This window comes from Paenibacillus sp. MER 180 (genome assembly GCF_023713665.1).
Taxonomy (GTDB): domain Bacteria; phylum Bacillota; class Bacilli; order Paenibacillales; family Paenibacillaceae; genus Paenibacillus_B; species Paenibacillus_B suaedae.
In genome coordinates, this window is sequence record NZ_JAMAVT010000006.1 from 94907 (window position 1) to 113222 (window position 18316).

Genomic DNA, 18316 nt, shown 5'->3' on the forward strand with positions numbered 1-18316 from the left:
TACTCATAACGATAAGGTATTGGTTTCGATAGGGCATGCATCTGCATGCCCTATTTTTATTCGTCCATAATAGGCGCTGCACCCGATCCACAATACCATCATGCTGTGTTCCAAATGCTATCTTACAGTGGTATATGTGATGGTCGCAAACATGCCTCCTGCTGGATTGGTAAATGATTCAATCCGTCTCCTTCGGAAGGTGATGTGCTTGTTCTTGGTTCGTATTTGGTAAGTGGACAATAAGTCGATAAGTATGGACTATAATCAAAACCATAAACCTGTACAGCAGGTATAATAGTTGCAACATCTTGAAAACGCTTCCTTCGCGATGGAGTTCGCATTTCACACATTTCACGTAACGAAAGGAGTCGAATTGATGATCAAGATGAAGAAATGGGCCAGCTTCATTGTTGCTGCCGTCATGTTTCTGTCCACCTTTCACACAGCCTTTGCCGAAGAAAATGAGCTCAAGGAGCCAGATGGAATGAGGAATGTAGCGAGCGGAATATCTTATTCTTATTCTCAGCCCCCTCATGAAAATTACCCAGATGATGGATCGAAGTTGACAGATGGCAAATATGGAGACGTTAATGACTTCATGGATGGGAACTGGACGGGGTTGTTGAAAGGGAAGACAAGAGAAATCACATTTGACTTAGGAGAGAGCAAGTCGATCGGCCGAATTAAATCACACTTTCTCTATAACAACAGCGTAGGCATTTATACACCGACCATATTGTCTTACTATGCATCCGAGGATGGCCAGAATTGGGCTCCAGTGAAGTACATGAATTCTCCAGCCTCGCTATGGTCTGATATTCCAACAGCTGGCTATGAATATGTATGGGATGCTGCAACAGATCGAGTTCCTCATCCTTCCAGTCAAGCGAAGAAGATCTATGCGCGCTATGTGAAGATCGCGGTCACCACACAAATCTGGGTGTTCATGGATGAGGTAGAGATCTGGGGTGTTGACGGCAAGACGTCTGATGCATATGCACTTCGTCCAGTGACACCATCGTATTTGAAGCCGGGTAATGATACAGCAGGAATCCGCGATCTGTGGCTTATGTACAATGGAATGTACGATAACAATCGCGGCAATTGGACGAAGGAGAAGCTCATGCCGTATGTCAGCTACGTCGACAATAATGGTCAACCGACAGACTGGATGTATGACGGCACGCTCGTTCTAGGCCTTCGTACGCCGGATTACCAACGGGATTTTGGTTATTCAGCAAATCTTGAAGACTGGAAATGGTATTTGGATAAGACGTTTAAGCCGGGTGGAGACCTGAGCGCATTGAATGACACGGTTAAAGAAGTGGGAGAGAAGCTGAATGATCCGAACCATAAGATGAAGGTTGTTATCATGATCCCGAATCCGGGTGAGGGGATATCCAACTTTGGAGATATCGACGGAGATGGCATTTCTGAGAGCTTCGTACCGAGTGAGGTAGGGGAAGAGCAGTCCTTTGCGAATCGGCAGAAGGCTGTTGACTGGTACTTGGATCAAGTCAGAACAAGATGGATTAAGGGTCGTTATGACAGCTTGGAGATCTCCGGTATGTACTGGCTGGACGAAGGGGTATCAAACGGTAAGACGTCCGATGAGAAGTTGATTAAGCATATTGGAGAGATTGTGCACAAGCGCGGACAGAAGTTGTTTTGGATTCCTTATTTCGGTGCGAATAAGAACTATGCGGCTCGGGCTCTGGGATTCGATGCAGCAGCGCTTCAGCCGAACCACTTCTGGGACGGCAGCAATCCGGAACGCATTGAAGATACCGCTTATTTGGCGAAGCATCATGGTCTCGGTGTTGAGTTAGAGACAGACGAAGCAATGTTCGAGAATGAAGCTTCACGCGGCAATTATATTGATTACTTGAACGGTGGGGTCGATTATGGGTACATGACGGAAACGTTCAAGGCCTATTATCAAGGGGTTGATTCCTTGCTCACCAGTTCACGCAGCAGTGACCCTCGGATTCGTGAGCTATATGATTGGATGTACCAATTTGTGAAGGGGACGTATCAGAAGCAGCCTCGATAAACGATGAATGGGGAGCGCAGCGAAGCACGGAATAGACATAAGTCATCAAGAATGGGTGATCAACCCATGCTTACTCAATACACGATTTTATTGAAAAATCGACGAGAGGGGTTTTTATTGATGATTAAGTTGAAGAGAGTCGTGAGCTTCGTCGCAGCTTCCATCATGCTTCTGTCCACCTTCCAAGCTGCATTAGCGGTAGATATTGAACCTACAGTGGCCGCCGATGGAATGAGGAATTTGGCAAGCGGGATTTCGTATTCCTTCACCCATCAGCCACCTGATGAAAATTACCCAGACGATGGAACGAAGCTGACAGATGGAAAGTATGGAGATGCCAATGATTTTATGGACCCGAACTGGACCGCATTGTTAAAAGGAAAGACGCGTGAAATCATATTTGATTTGGGCGAAAGCAAATCGATTGGGAAGATTAAGTCTCACTTTCTCTACAATCAAGAAGTAGGCATCTATACACCAGAAATTGTCTCCTATTATGCCTCAGAAGACGGGATGAATTGGGCCCCTGTAAAATACATGAATTCCCCGGTACCGCTCTGGACCAATATTCCGACTGCAGCCTATGATTATGTGTGGGACGCAGCGGTAGATCGAGTTCCCCATCCATCCAGTCAAGCGAAGAAAATCTATGCCCGGTATGTGAAAATTGCCGTTACGACAGAGATTTGGGTGTTCATGGACGAAGTGGAGATATGGGGTGTAGATGGAAAAACAGCGGATGCATATGCGCTTCGCCCAGTCACATCTTCTTATTTGAAGCCGGGAAATGATACGGCAGGCATTCACGATCTGTGGCTCATGTACAACAGTATGTATAGTAACGATCGCGGCAATTGGACAAAGGAGAAGCTCATGCCGTACGTCAGTTATGTTGACAACAACGGAGAGCCGCAGGACTGGATGTATGATGGAACGCTTTTATTAGGCATTCGTACGGCGGATTACCAGCGGGATTTTGGGATTAACGCAGTACTTGATGACTGGAAATGGTATCTGGACAAAATGTTCAAGCCGGGCGGGGATCTGAGCGAGTTAAATGCTGCTGTGACAGAAGCAGGGAATAAGCTGAATGATTCGCATCATAAGATGAAAGTCGTCATTATGATTCCGAATCCTGGTGAGACGATTTCAAATTTTGGAGATGTCGATGGGGACGGGATCTCTGAGAACTTTGTGCCTAGTGATGTTGGCGCGGAACAATCCTTTACGAATCGGAAAAAGGCTGTTGATTGGTATTTGGATCAAGTAAGAACAAAATGGATTAAAGGCCGATACGACCGTTTGGAATTGGTTGGAATGTATTGGATGGCCGAATCGATGGGAAGAGACAATTCATCGGACGAGAAGTTGGTCAAGCATGCTGGAGATATCGTGCATAAGAGAGGACAGAAGCTGTTCTGGGTTCCGAATTTTGGTGGCAACAGGAACTATGCAGCACGTGCGATAGGGTTCGACGCGACAGCGCTGCAGCCGAACCATTATTGGGGTGGAACTAACCCAGATCGGATTGAAGATGCGGCGTACTTAGCGAAGCATCACGGTCTAGGTATTGAGATGGAGATGGATGAGGATGCATTCACGAATGGTGCATCACGCGGCTATTACATTGATTATTTGAATGGAGGGGTCGACTTCGGCTATATGAACGAAGCATTCATGGCTTATTACCAAGGTGTAGATGCCCTGCTCGACAGTTCTCGCAGCAGTGATCCGCGGATTCGTGAGCTTTATGATTGGATGTACCAATTTGTGAAGGGTACGTATCAGAAGCAGCCTCGATAAATGGTCTAATTGATAGAAGATGACAGCGGTTCACTCCGGGTCATCTTCTTTTTATTTCTATGGGCCATACTCTGGTCATCCATCGGCGTTTTTGAAGCCGCATGATGAGATTACGGAACTGCAAGTGCTAATACAGATGTTCTAAATAATGGGGCTGCCGCATGGCAGCTCTTTTGCATGACTTCTCAGAGAATAGGATATTTATTAGTTGAATAGTTTATCCAGTTTGATATGATGAGATAGGTTGAATTATCCAAAAATGAGAGGTCGATTCATGAAGGGAGTGGGTACGAAGAGAATTGTAAGCGTTTTGCTATCAATTTTATGTAAACGCTTTATTGCAAAGATTAAAGGAGAGTGAATTCGTGAAAGTAAAGAAAAGCATAAGCCTGCTGACTGCTTCCTTCATGCTTGCTTCTGTGATCATGACATCGTTTTTCTCAACAATAGTGTCTGCAGATTATTTGCCCAAAAACAGTGAAAAATCCAATGGCGCTTCGAATATTGTGATTATGAACACCGGATATGATAACCGAGAGAATACGAATGGCACGAAGAGAGGGGAGTACGGGAAGGATCATTTTCTTCCTTACGTAGGATACTTGAATCAAGATGGAGTTGCAGAGGATGCGTTCTTCGATACATTCCTCCTGCTCACGAAGACATCCCCCTACAAGGGCAGTCTCACTCGCTATTACCCATGGGCGGCAGGAAGCAAGCCAGGAACTTGGCAGGATTGGAAATGGTCGATAGATCGCTTGTTCGAGAAGGGGCTGCAGCTCGAGGGGTTGGATGCTGCAGTTGAACAGGTAGGCAAGGATTTGCATGAACCTAATAAAAAGGTAAACGTGTATGTTACATTGCCTTTCCCAGACCCACAGAGCAAGGACTTTGGGGATTTCAATGGCGATGGCAGAGTGAAAAATCTAGAAAACTTGAATACGCGCAAAGAGTTAATCCGCTGGTACATCGACACGATAACCGCTCGCTTCGAGCAACAGCAGTATAAGCATTTGAAGCTGAGCGGCTTCTATTGGCTCCAAGAGGATCTCGATACAACTGTACCTGGGGAGCCGGAGAGTGCGGATTTCGCATCCCAGTACTTGCAGCAGCGCGGCATGCGTCTAGGCTGGCTTCCTTGGTATGGTGCAGGGGAGAAGGCGAATGGGAAGCGGCTAGGCTTTGACTTCTCAGCCCTTCAGCCGAACCATTATGGCGACGACAGCACCACAATTGAGCGGGTGGAAGAGATTGCGGACTTGGCTTATGCCAATGAAGCGGGAGTCAAAGTAGAGCTTGATCAGCGTATTGTGGGCGCTCCGCGGTACCGTCAAGCATTTTATAACTATTTAATTACTGGTGTGAAGAAGCAGTTTATGAATCAGTCTCTTCTTGCGTATTACCAAGACGTGTACGCAATCTATGATCTCTATCATTCTGAGGTACCGGCGGCGAAGCAGATGTATACGGATCTATACAGGTTTGCAACGGGCAAGTTTATTCCTCCGCAAGGGAACTTTGCAGGAAAAGTGGTTGATCGTCAGGGCAACGGTATTGCAGGGGCGACGTTAAAGGATAAGGCAGGGAAGGCTGTCACCACTGATACAGAAGGTCAGTTCGCGATGAGCGATCTGTATGCAACCGAGAATACCTTTGTCGTAGAGAAACAAGGCTTGCCCAGCAAATCTATTGTCGTCAACATCCATGATAAGCAGACGATTTATCGCGATATTATTCTAGAGAAATCTGGTGAGTCGACAGTAACAGAATCTCGTTCGCTCATAGATTTTGAAAATGAAGTAAAATCCGGAACGAATAACGGCGACCATGTCAAGCGGGCGACGGTTACAGACGCTACATACGTGCTGCAAGGAGAGAAGTCGCTGAAGATCGATTTCAAGGCTTATCCAAATAGCTGGATCGCAGCGTATATCGACTCCGATTATGACGGGTTCGAGAAGGAACATCCGGAGGAATCCTATCCAGCCTATGATCTAAAGGATTGGAGCGGGTATGACGCGGTTAGCTATGCAGTGTTCAATGCCTCGTCCAAACCACAAGAGATACGCGAGGTATTTATGTATGAATATGATTGGGGCAAGACCTTTGCCAGAAACATCATATTCCCGCCTGGACAATGGACCATCATTACGAAGTCGATTCAGGAGCTGAAGCAGGCAGGAATCAATACGAAAAATATCATTCGCTTTGCCCTTATGCGCAACAGGCAATCGGAGGACGCCACGTTCTACCTTGATGATCTAAAGCTATTAAAATATGAAGCAAACCGTCCTGCTCCGGATTACCGGATCATGCTTCCTTCTAAGCTGGCAACTATGGATGTCGGTACGTTGTGGTCACCAGTCGTGATCGACAATAACGATGCACTACAAAAGAAAGTGAATGCGGTCTTCGCGAGCTCGGACTCAAGCATAATTGAAGTGACCTCAGATGGCAAGCTGCATGCTACTAAACCCGGTACTGTCGTGATTCGCGCACAGGTAGGGCAGGTAGAAGTGGAGTCTGTCGTGATTGAGGCTGCACCTTGGGCCTATAATCAGATAATGGGGAACGAAACACCACTATCTATCAACTATGGATTCAAAAATCCTGTACTTCACGATCCTTTGCTGGGTGGAACGCAATATGTCATGAAAAACGGCAGCAACTTGAAGATTGCCCACAAGTACAATGACGGCAATGATATGTGGATTGTGTTCGATCATGCTGGTGCAAATAAGCTCTACGGGATGAAAGAATGGAGGCTTAGTCCGAATGTAGACAAGGATGCCGATCCCGACTTGACGCGCCCATCGACTATGTTGTGGCCTGATATATCGGACTGGATTGGTCCTTATATCGTTGGTGCCAATGATAATGGCAACGGCAAAGGTCAGGATTTCACGGGTGGCAATCATAATTATGATGGCGGCGAGAACAGTTCTACGACAGGAAGAACCGTTAAATATAATGTGTGGGTGGACGGGAAGCAGCTTCAAGATGGGACAGCAATCGCCGGGACCAAGGTGAAAATTGAGGTTGTGAATCGAATTCAGGGCTTCAATACGAAGGAGCAGGACGGACGTGGTCGTGAAATCTTGCAGGAGACGGTTACGTATGAAATCGAAGGCGGCAAAGTACAAGTTCATACGGAAATTATGCCTCTGGAAGAGATTACGTTATATCGTTATTATGGATTGCAGTCCGTCAACGGAGCATGGAATCAAGAAGTACGCTACTATGCAGGGGAGACGGAAGTAGGCAGAAGCGGCTCGAGCGTGTATAGTGATTCGGGAACGAAAGCCCAGCATCCAGACGTAGATAAGTATTGGCTGAGTTCAGGAGTACAGGATGGGAGCCAGCATCAGCTGCTCGTGACGCTGAATCGCAATTACGGACTTGGTAAATTGCAATATCTGGCTGATGATCAACCGATTGTCTTTACTCAGGAGTATGGGAAATCCTACTTCCTGCAAGTCTTTAACAAATCAGTTGTATTGGAACAGGGAGAGAAGGTTGGCTGGCAGGGAACCTATCAATTCTTTTCTACTCCAGCACAGGAAAGAACGATTAGATTGCTGAGCCAGTATGCCAATGGATATGCTGTACCTACAGAAGATGCTATCTATCATTGGGAAGTCATCGGTGATGCGGTTGAGAAAATCAGTGAATCCAGTAACAGCGTGACGATGAAGGGGGTAAAACCAGGTACGGCAGCGGTTAACGTTACAATGAACTACAATGGCAAGTCAGAAACCTTCCGTTCGACGGTACAAGTAGGGGACAGCGGGATCGTAGATACTACTGAACTTCAGCAGCTGTATGAGGAGGTATCGTGGTTGCTTCAGCAAACAGGTAGCGAATTCATTCAGGCCAAATGGCAATTGGGAGAAAAAACGATTGAGGTCATGAGATGGCTGAAGTCAGAAGGTTACACGCGAGCGAATGTAGATGAAGCTGTCCGGGAGCTTAAAGACGAGATCGCCATCTTTAAGAAGAGTGCACAAATTTAGTATGGCTCTGCTCCTTCTTATATCGTAGTCTCAAAGCAACTGGAAACAGGCAAAATAGAATGAAGCGTCCCAATTCATTGGGGCGCTTTTTTATGGTGTAGATGTGGAAGCTAGCACTAATGCTTACTAGTAATCGCTTCCTCGTGATCCATAATAACCATATTCATTCGATAGGATCTGTATTATAATAGGTCGGTATGTAAAGATGTAAATATTGCTACTACAGCTAGGAGGTGCAAGTGATGAAGTTGCAAGCAAGTCATACCGCTGATCGATCAGAGGCATACCAGGAAGTGAGTCAAAGCTCGGTTATTCGATTGCTGTTCAAGCAGCTAAGACCGAAGCAGTGGACGAAAAATTTGCTCGTATTTGCGGCGCTTATCTTTTCCTTAAAAGCCATTAACGTGTCGGCTTTCGTGAATACCCTGACGACTTTCTTTCTATTCAGCTTCGTATCAGGATGCGTGTATATATTGAATGATTATGTGGATCGGGAAGCAGACCGCAATCACCCGGTCAAGAAGTTCCGTCCTATGGCGTCCGGTGCATTGAATCCAACAGGCGCATTAATGTTTGGAGGAATATTGCTCGTTTGCTCATTGGTGGTATCGTATATGATTAACCCGCTCTTGATGCTTTTGTTAGTTGTCTATTTTGCCATGAATGTGTCGTATTCCCTTAAGCTGAAGCATGTGGTCATTATGGACATTATGGTGATTGCCTCAGGCTTCGTGCTCCGGGCAATTGCAGGAGGATTGGCCATTAACGTGCATCTAACGCCGTGGTTTTTGCTGTGTACGATGCTGTTGTCCCTATTCCTTGCAATTGGCAAGCGGCGGCATGAGCTGTTCTTACTTGACAAGCAGAAGGATGCCCATCGCAAGGTGTTGGACAAGTATTCGTTCACACTGCTTGACCAACTAACGAGTATCGTTGCGACGGCTACGATTATTAGCTACTCGCTATTCACGTTTACAGCTGGCCGAACGATTTATCTCATGTGGACGATCCCATTTGTCATTTACGGCATCTTCCGCTATTTGTACTTGATTCACATCGAGAACAAGGGTGGAGCACCGGATCGCCTGCTGGTAGAGGACAAGCATATTCTTGTGACGGTCGTGCTGTATGTCGCGAGTGTGTTGTCCATCCTGCTTATTTTTGAATAATTGGATAGGGGATGAACGAACGGTTTGACACGTACTAAACTAGCTTTATTTGATATTGACAAAACGATTACAAAGCATGATTCGATGCTGCTGTTCTTGAAGTACGGCATCGCAACCAGACCACGGGCTGCTGTCCATTTGACCTCGGTGTTATGGAATTTGCTGCTGTACAAGACGGGGAGAATTCCTGCCGATAAGGCAAAGGAAGCCTTTTTCTGTGCAATTAATTATATGGACGAAGCAGATCTTGAGGCCTTCTATGACAAGATTCTCGCCAACGATGTGTATGAAGAGGCGGTTGAGGTAATCCGCCGCAAATATGCGGAAGGATACCATGTGCTGCTGGTGACTGCGTCCCCGCATGCTTATATGAAGTACTTCAAGAAGCTGGGCTGTGTGCATGAGGTTATTGGAACCCAACTGGAGAAGAGCAACGATCGATATACATCTCGCATTGTCGGGGTAAATTGCAAGGCGGATGAGAAAGTGGTTCGTATTCGCCAATATGCGAGCGAACAGCGGTTCACGATTGACTATGAATCATCCTGTGCGTATTCGGATTGCTTGAGCGACCTGCCTATGCTGCAATTGGTGAAGCACCGCTATGTTGTCAATCGTGCTTCCGAGGCTGCTCACGGATTGGAGGAGCGTAGATGGAACAGATAACATCGCGTCACTTGGGGAAGCTGCTTATGATCTTCTCCGCCTTCTGCACAGCAACCGGGCAACTGTTCTGGAAATGGAGTGTGCACCAGATTTTATACGTTGGAGTTGGATTTGTTTTTTACGGAGTGGGGGCGCTTCTTATGATTAAGTCGCTTTCTATGGAGAAGTTGTCCGTTGCGTATCCTCTGATGTCCAGCAGCTATATATTTGCCTTGATTTATGGAGGGTTATTCTTGAACGAAGCCATTACCTTGCAAAAGGGAATTGCCGTGCTGCTGTTAATGCTTGGCGTGGGGTTGATCAGCTATGAGAAATGAATGGTTATGGGTGCTGCTTATTTTCATGACATTGTTCGGCTCTTTAGGAAGCGCGTGCTTTAAATGGTATTCCATTCGCCACCGCAAGTGGATTCTGCTCACCGGATTTATGCTGTATGGGATAGGAGCGCTTCTCAATATCTATTTACTGCGGTTTTTGCCGTATACACTTGTTCTTCCAGCGAATGCGCTAACTTATGTGTGGACACTCTGTTTGGCTAAGTGGTGGTTCAAGGAATCGGTAGGTTGGCATAAGGTAGCGGGGATTGGTGTCATCGGGTTAGGATTGGTTATTCTAGTTCAATAGCGAGCTTAGTTGTACATAGGGGGAAATCGGTTGGAAGGCGGAACATTCTATGAGGTCGGGATCGAGTAGGTACTCATACGAGTACCCGCCTAATCATGATTTCCAGTCATTTTGTAGTAACGGAGGATATATCATCATGAAGTTTTGGAAGTCTGTGTTTACTGATAAGAAGGATAATCGCACCGCGCTTATTCTTTTTGTTATTTTTTCACTGCTCTATATTCTACTGAATATTCCTTATTTAACTTATATGGAAGAGTATAAGGACATACTGTTACCGCGCAGTCCATTTAACGACGCGCCTTTTACCTTGAATCTCTTCAATTTCGACCCGTCGTTTTATTATGCGCCGCAATCTTCTTTCATTCATCCACTGCTCAATTTTGTTGCGACACCCTTGAAGGCACTCGCCAACGCAACAATTGGCAATGCGCTCTTTGTTGGAGTTCAAAGTATGACTAATGCGCTCTGTGTTGTCATTCTGTATTATTACTTGCGCCGCAATCAGTGCTGTAATTGGTTGTCTATTAGTACTGCTGCATTCTTCGGGGCGAGTTCGTATAGTATTTTTACTGCCCTTATTCCTGACTCCTATCCATATGCGGTATTCGGGATTCTTCTGACGGTATTGTATGCTCAGTATTGCAGACAGAATAACCGATTTTCCCTTATACCGGTCGCGCTGCTGCTTGTATTGAACTTTGGGATTACCATTACGAATGTTGCTACAGCGGCTGGTGTCCTATTCTTCTGCTCACTGGGACAAGGCAAGCAGTTTATTGTGAAATGGGTGAAGGTTGCGGGGATATTTGCCGTGATGGTTGCGCTGTTGACGGTGCTCCAGCATGTCTTATTTTCCGGCAATACGTGGGTATCCTCCTGGCAGCATAACATTGAAGCTGGGGGCATGAGCTATGTCTCTCCATTCTCGTTCAAGCATCATTGGAAGGCAGTCTATTCCATGATCGAGAGTCCGATTATTACGCCGAACCTTGTTCTCATGAGTGACTCGATTATGGCGTTTGTCACAAATTTAGCATACCCATTCCCGTGGTACGGTCATCTCGTCGGTGCAGTTGTCATTATTTTAAGCTTATTGGCAATTGGGAAAGGGTATCGTTCGGCTGAGGTGTGGTCCTTGAACGTGTATCCTCTGTTTGCCATTCTGCTTCACCTTGTCGTCGGCTTCGGTCTACGAACATTTGAATATGATATGTACCTATATGCTGGGCATTATCTCTTCGCCTTATTCTTGTTAATGGCGTGGTTTATTCATAGTCTGCGCGGACAGGCTCGCCGTGTGCTTACTGGCATTGTAGCGGCGTGTGCAGTCATCACCCTATTGAGCAATATAATGGGACATATGAAGGCGCTGGATACCGTAAAGCAAACATATGCGCAGCTCCAATCGGCAATTATGCAAGATGAGACATCATCACCACGACACAACATCATTGCAAAGGATGAACGATCATGAGTAATATTTCATTGGCCAGGGTGGAACGCAAGCGGGTTCAGCTTCCGCAAGGCGCACTGCTGACCCTGCTTCTGGTGGTCAAATTAACGCTGCTGCGCCACTTCGTCTATGATTCGATTACCGTATCAGGCTTGCTTACCGATATCATTTCCGTACTTGTTCTAGTCAGTCTCTTCGAGATGGTGCTGCCTCGATTCGGCAAAGGTACGTTATATTGGATCTTTCAGGTTATTTTCTCTATTTTGATGTTTGCTGCAACACTGTACCATATTCACTTTAATACAGTACCAACCTTTACTGCATTTGATGAAATGGGACAGGTTCCACAAATCCGCGGCAGTATCGGGCCGCTTGTGAAGTTCTCACACTTTTTGTACTTTGCAGATATCGTGGTGGCTGGAATATTTGTTGCGATTCGTTGGTTGATCCGCAGGACGTATTCGCAGCAGCAAGCTTGGATGGATTCATCCCCGCCACAACGTTATGCAGGTTGGATGTGGAGAACTGCCGCGGCCCTGATTTTGATCGGCTGCATGAGCTATTCCTGGTTCGTAATAGACAAGGCAGAATCGATCAGCAATGAGACGGTGAAGTCAGAGAAGATTGGCTATCTCAACTATCAAGCTGCAACTGCGCTGAAAATCATACGTGAGAACGAGATCATCGCGAATGGGAATTTGGATGAGACGAAAGTGAAGATCCAAGAGCTTCAAGCGGCATATCCTTATCGTAAGGAAAACCCTCCGTCTGGACAGCCGGAGGGTTTCGGATTGGCCCACGGTGCCAACGTGATTGTGGTTCAACTGGAAGCCTTTCAGAACTTCCCGATTCAAGCCAAGCTGGAAGGACAGGAGATTACACCAGTACTGAATGATCTCGTGAAGGAGAGCTATTACTTCCCGAATATTTATCAGCAAATCGGCCAAGGAAATACTTCGGATGCAGAGTTTCTGTCCAATACGTCCATATATCCGACGGGAACGGTAGCGATGTCCACAGGCTTTGGGAAGAGAGAGCTTCCGAGTATGCCTCGTCTTCTTCATGACTTGAAATATCAATCGGCAACGTTTCACGTCAATGATGTGACATTCTGGAACCGGCATTTGCTCTATCCTGGACTAGCATTTGACCATTACTATGACAAGCCGTACTACACGAACGATTTCTTCAATGATTTTGGTGCTTCTGATGAAGAATTGTATAGAGTCGGTGCAGAGCAAATTCGGGAGATGACGAAGCGAAATCAGCCATTCTACGCTCAATTCGTGACGACATCCAGTCATGCGCCATTTGTTGTGCCGGACAAGCTGCGGAAGTTGACGCTTCCTGCCGATATGGAGGGCTCGTACCTAGGGAACTATTTGACTGCAATCAATTATACCGATTATGCACTGGGACAGTTTATCGAGGAGTTGAAGAAGCAGGGGATATGGGATAAAACAATGCTTGTCGTGTATGGCGATCACTTTGGCGTGAATCCGAAGGAAGCAAGCGACAAGGAAATAACCGATCGACTCGGTGTTCCCTATTCGAATGAAGTAAGCCGCTTCAATATTCCGTTGATCATTCATGTACCGAGGCAAGCTGAGTCTAAGATAATCGAAAGGACAGGCGGTCAAATCGACATTATGCCGACAGCTGCCAACCTGCTTGGTATATCCCTGCAAGAAAAGCAATTCCTTGCACTTGGTCGCGATATGTTGAATACAGAAAATAATGTAGTCGGTATGCGCTACTATCTGCCAACAGGCTCCTTCTTCAACAATGAAGTGATGTTCGTACCTGGTGAAGGATTCGATGATGGCACAGCGATATCGCTTAAGACATTGCAGCCCGCGCCTATGAAGGAAGCGTACCGCAAGGACTATGATTATATTCTCTCTCTCATGAAGCTGTCGGATGAATACGTTCAACTGCTGCCGAAGCGATAAGGAGAGCTATTTCTACCTTCACGGAACGAAAATGTTGGTAAAAAGTCACTCGTCTATGATTCTCGCCATGTTATAATAAGTTGGTAGATTATGCCGAATTATGGCGATATATGATGGAGGGGTCAACGTGAGAAAGAGAATATGGACGTGGCTGCTGGTTGTGTCATTGCTTCTAACGGGAATTGGGAGCAGTATACAGCCAGCTTATGCTGCCGCAGCTTCTTCAACCGTAGGAACAATGAAGCTGTATGATTATTCATTGCTGGAATGGAACGGAAAGCGCGTGTTCCTAGGCAGGCATTATGTAGAGACATCTACGGATGGACTGTATCTCGGCTTGAAGCCATTTACAGACATCTTCGGGTTCCAAGCGGATTGGAACAAAACATCGAAGACATTGACATTGAAAAATCAAGAGCATACCTTCGTATTCACAGCCAACAGCAAGCAGGGGAAGGTGGACGGAGCTGCACTGCCGCTGCCTGAAGCTGTTCTGTTCGAGAAAGGTGGCGTTGCGGTACCTTTGTCTTACGGTGCATTGCTGAATAATGTGAAGCTGGAGCTCGTGAATCAGTTGGACAAGGTACATGTTGCGGCGATTCCAAATGAAGATGCATATAGTAACGCGTATGACAAAGTTAGCGGTCCATATCATCAAATGTATAGTACATACGAAAAGGCGCTAGCTGCATATGAGTTGGCATTGAACGATAAGCTTTACTATGTTCAAGGTTACATTGATCAACGAACACCGCTGTACGTGATAGGTTCGAGCACCGCAGAAGGCAATCATACGCTAGCAAACTCATCCACAGCGGGCATGATCATACAGAATCCAGACAAGAGTGGATACTCTCAGAATGGATATGCGGGCTATCATTACTATCTCCGAACTGAAAAGAAAAAGAATATTTTCGGAGAGACGATTGATGTGTACGTATTTGGTGCTCCAACGGCTGCTATGCAAAAAAATATCACCGCGAAGAAAAATGCGTATACAAAGGCCGATGCCAATCTGCGCAAATCAAATAAGCAGTTCGATTCCGTGGTGAATAATTGGATCAATGCCGTGAAAAAGCATTACAAGGGTGCTGGTAAGCCGAATGATCCGAACACACTGGCAGCTATGGCAATCCACTTGAAGGCATTATATATGGACACTGGCGCTTATGCCTTCGATGATGAGGCGAAATCCGTTCTAGCTGTTCTAAAGAAAACGAGTGAAAGTACTCATTGGGGTGTTCGCAACGTATTCGACGAGGGAGATTTCCGCGAACGATTCCAATATTTCTTGAAGAAGGATGTAAATGTAGCACTGAGTATCGCGCACACGCCTGAACAATATAAAGCTGCTGCAGAGATTTTATATACGAAGAAGAACTATAGTGCGGCAAAACTTGCGGCTGATGAAGCGCAAGCACTTGGCGCGAATATGAAGCAAATGTTAGCTGAACTGAACAAGTTGGTTGCGGAAGATAAAGAACAAGAACAATTCAAGGCATTGCAGCAATCCTATGCAGCCCTGATAAAGAAGTTCGAAGCAGAGCTTGCGAAGTACAATCCGGAGAAGAACGGGGAAGAGGGAGCGAGCACACCTCAAGCGAATAAAGAAGAGATTGATGCTCAGTTCTCGAAGCCGTTAGCTAAGCTGAAGACGGAACTAGCGAGCCTTAAGTCGGTTGAAAAAAATTATGAAGAGTCAAGCCTAGATTCCTTTGAAGCTGCTATCCGTTATCTAACGATGAATCCGACAGATTATGTCAAAGCGGCGGACTTATTCGATGTAGCGAATATCACTTTAGAAATTAAGAACACGAAATAAATAATATAAGAAAAGAAGCTTCAGCAGATAGCTGCAGTCCTACTGTAACCATATGGTTTCGAGGGGACTGCAGCTTTTGTATATATGACTATATCGTGTTGTGATTTAATTCACATACTATCATTCAATTCCATGATATAGTGTAACCATAAAGAACAGGGAGTGATAAAGATGAGAACATTCAAAACATTTGACACAACGGATCAAGTAACTCGCAACTTCCTTCAACTTTGCTATATGTGTGACGATAATGACAGATGCACGACAGAAGAAGAGTGCAGACAATGCTGGGCTGACCAGGGTCTTGCAGCTAAGCCGGAAGAAGAAACACGTGAACTGCTGAATGCTTATTACGCCTAACAAGAAATGACTTTCGTTTCAAATACTTTGTGAAAATAATAACTTACCATGGTTAGTTTTGCCTCCACCTTATATAATAGAAAGAGCGCCGCATACTTGATAGGCAGTATGCGGCGCTCTTTCGCTGTTTCTGGTATATTAGGCTGTTCTCTTAGACAGTGTTGGAGCTGGCTTCGGCTTTGCTGGTGCAATATTGCGGTTCGCCAAGCTCGTCGCAATCATCCCGGCGATAATGACGAACATCCCTACGAGTGACCAGCCTTGTGGGAATGTTCCGTTGAGAAGCAGTACCTCGCCAAGCACGGTGAAGATCAGAATGCCAGCCTGTGTGGACTCAACTCCAGCAAGCAGTGCTGTATTATGCTTCGCCATGTCTGTTGCCAAGAAGAAGAGCAGACTTGCGATTACGCCAGAACTGATGGCAAGCAGCATTGCTTGTCCGAACTGAGAGGCGGATGGCAAACCTACAGACATAGTTCCGTATATGCCAAGCAGGATAGCTATAGGCATACTGCCAAGTGCCATGCCGAGTGTGCGCTGGAAGGAATCCAGCTTGTTGCCGCAGAGCGCCATCATTTTACGGTTGCCAAGCGGATAGAAGGTGGCACCGATAATGACAGGTATAAAGCCCAGCAATAGTTCTGAGAGAGTAACATTACCTGCTTCAGACACTTGCATAAGTACAACACCGATAAGTATAATGACGGAAATGCGCATGCTCTTGAACGGAATGGATTGGCGTACTCTTACCGGGCCATTCGGTGTCTGGCGTGTCTCGAAGAACAGTGGCGACAAGCACGCGCCAATCAATATCGTAATTTGCCATGTTCCCGATGTGAGCCAAGACGGTGCATAGACTGCTGCAAAGCTGAGCAGCGAATAGAACGCGACTCCACACAGGGAACCCCATGTTAGCCACTGCAGGGGATGCTTACGCATTTCACGGAAGAGAGGCGTAAGGTTTTTGCGAAATGCGACAATCGCAAGCAGTATGGGAATCGCAAGTAGAAAGCGGAGCGATGCGGTCCAAGCCCAGCTTGTTCCGGACAGGTTCATCGCGCGGTTAATAATGAATGTGGATGAAAAAAACATGGATGCTAAAATGCCAACAAATATGGCTCTCATGATGCTCACCTTACCTCTACTTGAAAATCATTTTCAATTGTGTATCCAGTAAAGTATAATATACTATATTATTTTTAAAGTAAAGTATAATGTAACAAATATTTGCACAAAGATTGTAAACTTCTTGTTCGAATTGGGGGAAACATTCGATGAATGAGCACGAAACGAAGCAATTGATGCAATCGGTAGGCGCGAATTTGCGGAAGCTGAGGAAAGAAAAGCAGCTAAGTCTTGAGGAATTGTCCGCTCTATCAGGGGTCAGCAAGCTTACCCTTGGCAACATTGAGCGTGGAGATACGAACCCGACAATCGGGATGATGTGGAAAATATCGCGGCATTTGTCCGTTCCTCTGATGACGCTGCTCATGCCGGATAAGTCAGTGCGCATCTCTCGATCAGGTCATGGCCCTACCTATGAGAGTGAATCCGGCCAATGGATATTGGAGCCTGTTTTTACGGATCTGCGCGAGAAGATGGAGATGCTGCGTGCACGGTTAAAGCCCAATTGCGTCTACGAACCAGAGCCAAATCATCCATGGACAGTGGAAATTGCTACGGTGATGTCGGGTACGGTGGAATTGACCATTGGAGAAGATACGTATACGCTGCACCAATTTGATTCCATTCAATTTTCCGCTACCGAGACACATATGTATGCCAATGTAGGCGACGAGGAAGCGGTCGTGCAATTTACGGTGTTCTACTCGTAACGGGATGTGATGGATATTCAATTGTTGAAGGAAGAAGCGGGTGAGGACAGATGAGCATACGTAAACGCCGCATGCTTGAGGTGTATTATGATAGTTGGTGTCCGCTTTGTACGGGAATACGCTCACGATTGGAACGTTGGGATTGGCTGCATGTGCTGCGATTTTACTCGATTCGCGATCAGCATGTGACGGAACGGATTCCGGTGTCCAAGGACAATCTGGTGGCCAGCATGCATGCGCGGGAATCAAGCAGCGGCCGCATTCTTTCCGGTATCGAGGCGGTGCATGCACTCTGTATGAGGGTGCCGATATTAATGCCGATGAGTCTGTTCATATGGGTCAGCATGAAGCTGGGATTTGGCGGGAAACTGTATCGATACATCGCCTCAAGACGTACGATTGTTCCTGCTGGCCAATGCAACTCTAATGGCTGTGAGCTTCCGGTGCGGAGGAATACGCAAGGCGATGATTCCGATACGCATTCTAGCAGAACATAACGTCCTTACGCATAGGCATAGGGCGTATTTCTGTTTTTTGCAATGCCACCATTGCTCGTGTCTACC

The 18316-nt window shown here is 46.2% G+C and carries 14 protein-coding genes; 13 read left to right on the forward strand and 1 reads right to left on the reverse strand.

Translation table 11 applies throughout. The features are described 5' to 3' along the window. Nucleotides 1-376 precede the first annotated feature (376 nt). The 11 genes from M3661_RS11850 to M3661_RS11900 all read left to right on the forward strand — a co-directional run bounded on the left by M3661_RS11850 (nt 377) and on the right by M3661_RS11900 (nt 15918). Nucleotides 377-2053: a DUF4855 domain-containing protein gene (locus M3661_RS11850; RefSeq protein ID WP_175400530.1), complete on the forward strand. Its 1677-nt coding sequence runs from the start codon at nt 377-379 to the stop codon at nt 2051-2053. A gap of 120 nt (nt 2054-2173) precedes the next feature. Then, the gene (locus M3661_RS11855) at nt 2174-3856 is read left to right on the forward strand and encodes a DUF4855 domain-containing protein (RefSeq protein WP_065292082.1); all 1683 of its coding nucleotides are present in this window, start codon (nt 2174-2176) and stop codon (nt 3854-3856) included. A gap of 365 nt (nt 3857-4221) precedes the next feature. Continuing rightward, a complete protein-coding gene (locus M3661_RS11860; RefSeq protein WP_083189281.1) occupies nt 4222-7869 on the forward strand; it encodes a DUF4855 domain-containing protein in 3648 nt (1215 codons plus the stop codon). Between the two features lie 242 nt (nt 7870-8111). Continuing rightward, nucleotides 8112-9038, forward strand: coding sequence for a decaprenyl-phosphate phosphoribosyltransferase (locus M3661_RS11865; RefSeq protein ID WP_083189280.1), 927 nt, complete (start codon nt 8112-8114; stop codon nt 9036-9038). Nucleotides 9039-9062: 24 nt separating this feature from the next. Beyond that, on the forward strand, nt 9063-9704 hold the full coding sequence (locus M3661_RS11870) for an HAD family hydrolase (protein WP_083189279.1): 642 nt from the start codon (nt 9063-9065) through the stop codon (nt 9702-9704). Continuing rightward, entirely contained in the window at nt 9692-10021 is a 330-nt protein-coding gene (locus tag M3661_RS11875) for an EamA family transporter (protein ID WP_251485156.1), read from the forward strand. The genes M3661_RS11870 and M3661_RS11875 overlap by 13 nt, the downstream gene beginning before the upstream one ends. Further along, nucleotides 10011-10328, forward strand: a complete 318-nt coding sequence (locus M3661_RS11880) for an EamA family transporter (RefSeq protein ID WP_065292080.1) — start codon at nt 10011-10013, stop codon at nt 10326-10328. Before M3661_RS11875 ends, M3661_RS11880 begins: the two co-directional genes overlap by 11 nt. A gap of 136 nt (nt 10329-10464) precedes the next feature. Further along, nucleotides 10465-11805, forward strand: a complete 1341-nt coding sequence (locus M3661_RS11885; protein ID WP_065292079.1) for a DUF6080 domain-containing protein — start codon at nt 10465-10467, stop codon at nt 11803-11805. Then, entirely contained in the window at nt 11802-13736 is a 1935-nt protein-coding gene (locus M3661_RS11890; protein ID WP_065292078.1) for an LTA synthase family protein, read from the forward strand. The genes M3661_RS11885 and M3661_RS11890 overlap by 4 nt, the downstream gene beginning before the upstream one ends. 127 nt (nt 13737-13863) lie before the next feature. Next, entirely contained in the window at nt 13864-15558 is a 1695-nt protein-coding gene (locus M3661_RS11895) for a stalk domain-containing protein (RefSeq protein WP_251485158.1), read from the forward strand. Between the two features lie 171 nt (nt 15559-15729). Further along, nucleotides 15730-15918 (forward strand): hypothetical protein, encoded by a 189-nt coding sequence (locus tag M3661_RS11900; protein ID WP_065292076.1) that lies wholly within the window; start codon nt 15730-15732, stop codon nt 15916-15918. Between the two features lie 138 nt (nt 15919-16056). Here the strand turns inward: M3661_RS11900 and M3661_RS11905 are convergent, their stop codons facing one another. Beyond that, complete coding sequence (locus tag M3661_RS11905; protein ID WP_065292075.1) at nt 16057-17043, reverse strand: DMT family transporter; 987 nt, start codon at nt 17041-17043, stop codon at nt 16057-16059. Between the two features lie 149 nt (nt 17044-17192). Between M3661_RS11905 and M3661_RS11910 the strand changes: the two genes are divergently transcribed. Next, nucleotides 17193-17753, forward strand: coding sequence for a helix-turn-helix domain-containing protein (locus M3661_RS11910; RefSeq protein WP_065292074.1), 561 nt, complete (start codon nt 17193-17195; stop codon nt 17751-17753). 50 nt (nt 17754-17803) lie between these two features. Further along, entirely contained in the window at nt 17804-18250 is a 447-nt protein-coding gene (locus M3661_RS11915) for a thiol-disulfide oxidoreductase DCC family protein (protein ID WP_065292073.1), read from the forward strand. Nucleotides 18251-18316: the final 66 nt, after the last annotated feature.